The 3121-nt window shown below is 69.9% G+C and carries 1 protein-coding gene; it reads right to left on the reverse strand.

Features of this window, described 5'->3' with window-relative positions:
• A partial coding sequence (locus OO52_RS45270) for a DEAD/DEAH box helicase (RefSeq protein WP_063738861.1) occupies window positions 1–2609 on the reverse strand: 2609 nt, incomplete at its 3' end.
• Window positions 2610–3121: the final 512 nt, after the last annotated feature.

Genomic DNA, 3121 nt, shown 5'->3' on the forward strand with positions numbered 1-3121 from the left:
TACCAGCGCATGCCGAGCCGGTCCAACTCCGCCCGCCGTTCGGGGGTGAGTTTGTCGGCCCGGCGGCGGGTGTTGTCCAGCCACGTGCCGAGCCGGATGTCGACCGACCGGCCGTCGACGTCCAGGCGTTCGATGTGCTTGCGGGCTGGTCGCAGGTGTCCTTCGCGGTCGTGGTACTGCCGGGCCGCGCGCAGGTTGAGCGCCCACTTGCCGGCCGCGGTGAGCTTCCCGGGCCGGGCCCCGGGGCCGGCGGGTTCCAGGCCCAGCGTGCTGCCCAGAAGCCACTGCTGCGCCGGGGTCAGCTTGTCCCACCCCTGCCGCTGCGCCGCCGTCCACCCTCCGAGATCCTCGCCCTGTACGACGAGTTCACCGGCCGTCTCGGGGAGCGCGCCCCCGGCCCGGACGTGGGCACGGGTGAGGGTGAAGCAGCGCTGCCAGGCCACGTCCCACCCCAGCGGGCACCATCCTGGATCGATGGCCTCCAACGCCGCCAGACGGCTCTCAGGCAGCTCTCCAGCGCCCACGGGCACGGTTTCCCCGGCGGCGCGCCGTTCGGCGTTCTCCCAGGTCCTGCGGGCCTCCGCTCGCCTGTTCTTGGCCCACACTCCGACCGGGTAGCCGTCGTCTCCCACCGCGTTGACCGGGGGCAGGAAGTGCCCGTGTGCGGCGGCCCAGGCTCGCGCGACCGTGAGCCCTTCCTCCCACGCGACATCGTGGTGGGACCACACCATGCCCAGCTTCTCAAGCTGCTTGACGCGGGAGGCTTCCAGGGTCCCGGCGTTGTAGTAGCGCCGCTGATCGGCCAGCCACCGCCCCAGCGGAAACCCGGCGACCACGCCGGCCGACCCGCCCCCGCTCTCCCCCTTGTCCCCACTCCCGCTCTCGCTCTCGCCCATCACGTAGTCGTACGGCACCCGCAGTTGCCCGCCGCCGTTCTCCCGCCGCCACCGGGTGGCCGCCGCGATCCCGCGCCGCCAGTACGTCTTCTCCGGATCGATCACCCGCAACTGCACGAACTGCGCCACCAACGCAGGGTCGCGCGGACTGCTGAACCGCAGCAGGCCCGCCGCTGCCTGACTCACCCACACGTCATCCCCGACGCCCTCGTCCGCCTCCGCGCCGTCGCCAACGTCCTGGCCCTGGTCCTCGGCGCCCTGGTCCTGGCCCGCGTCGTCCCCGCCGCCCAACACCACGCCAGACCAGACGACTTGAGCATCCTCGTCACCGCTCCGGCGTCCGCTGCGCTGCCGTGGATCGGCAAGAGCCTCGATCGTGTCCGCGTCATGCGCACGGAGCGCCCCGAGCACCTTCGCGAGGGTCCCGTAGGCATCCGAGGTCAAAAGATCATCAGCGTCCTCATCCGGACCGAGGAATACCGGCACCACCAAAGACGCCAATTTCCCCTCTCCCGGATTCACGCGCAGGGCACGTCCGACCATTTGCACGATGTCCACCATCGAGCCCCGCGCATCGCAGAAAGCGACCGCATCACACTGCGCCGTATCGACACCTTCCCCCAGCACTTTCACAGAGCTGAGAACACGAACCGCCGCCCGGATACCCGACCGGGCACCACCGATGAAATCGGACGCGAATTCCTCCAGCACCTCACGCCGATATCCAGGGGCGTGATCCCCATGCAGCCACTCCGCCCAGACCCGCTCCGCCGGCGGGAACGTCTCCGGGTCGTCCTCGACAAGCCGGGCCGCCACCAAAGAAACGCCCCGGGCCATCGCCTCCGCCTCCGACACCCGGCTATGGAACGTCAGGATGCGCCGCAGCCGCTCCCGCGCCGCGGCTGTCAGCAGGCCAGTCTGAAGCGCCGCGAGCCGCGCCCCGCGCACCCGGTCAGCCCCCGCAGCTTCCTCAGCGAGCGCGGCGTACAGGTCAGGGTCCCGGATGTCCAGGCACACCACCTGATACGGCGCCACGACCCCTCGCCGGACCGCCTCCGACAGCTTCAACTCGTACGCCACCGGCCCGAACACCGGCGAGTCCTCGTCCATGCTCGCCACCAACCGGGGCTGCTCCCCCTCGGCCTCCCACACACGGGGCGTCGCCGTCATGTACAGCCGCCGCACCGCAGGAATCCGCGCCTGATGGTGCACCGCCGCCCATGGCTTGAGTCCGTCCCCACTCGTTCTGTGGGCCTCGTCCACCACCATGAGGTCCCACACCGGCAAGCCCGCCTTGTGCGCCTGCTGGAGCTTGCCCAGACCCACCGCCGCATAGGTCGCGAACACCGTCACGACGTCCAGATCCCGCACCCACGCGACGAGTTCGTCCGGGTCGGTGGTGCACGGGATGCCGTCGGACTCCTCGGCCCGCAGGTCGCATACCCCGACCATGGCGCCCCGCCGGCCGCCCCGGCGCCATGCGCCGGCCATCTGGGTCAGCAGGTCCCGCGTCGGCACCAGGACCAGGACGCGCCGCGCGGAGAGCCGCCGCGCCGACTCCACGGCGATGAGCGTCTTGCCCGATCCGGTAGCGGCGATTACCTGTGTCCGCAGTCCCTCCGGGGGAATGCGCCCTCCGGGCGGGTCCTGAAGGTGATTCACCACGGCGTCCACGGCTTCCGCCTGATGCGGTCGCAATTCGATGTGAGGCATTCAGAGGCCCGCTTTCTGTCTGGGCTGTAGAGGTGACGAGTGGAGGGTTCCTGTTATTTGGCAGTGGAATTGACGGACCGGTATTTCGTCCGCACGTGATGAGGGGAGAGGCCCGGGGGAGGGGGTGCTTGCTGAGCCCAGACTCTATCCCGGGTCTGCATCGTGACGCACGACGGTTCGGGAAGGTTCGTCAGAGTGGCTGATTCTGGTGTGGGCTGGGGTGTCGGGGTAGTAGTCTCCCGACTGTTTGGCCCCGAGTTGGCGGTTCCAGGGGTCCCGGCTTAGCGAGTGGGTTGACACTCCGTCAATTCAGCGGCCACCAACAGGACCCAGCCCCCTCTCGTTGCTGATGCGACTTCAGGCGGGCGCGGAGCGCACGCCGTTCACCCGGAGGCGGGGCGCGGAGCGACCCGGCACCGGGCTGAAATCCGGCGGAGCCGGATTTCCCTCGACCGCGTCAGCGGTCGAGTCCCGGAACGGAGTTCCGGGATAATTCCGCGCTTGCGCGGAAT

The organism is Streptomyces flaveolus, assembly GCF_000716535.1.
GTDB lineage: Bacteria > Actinomycetota > Actinomycetes > Streptomycetales > Streptomycetaceae > Streptomyces > Streptomyces flaveolus_A.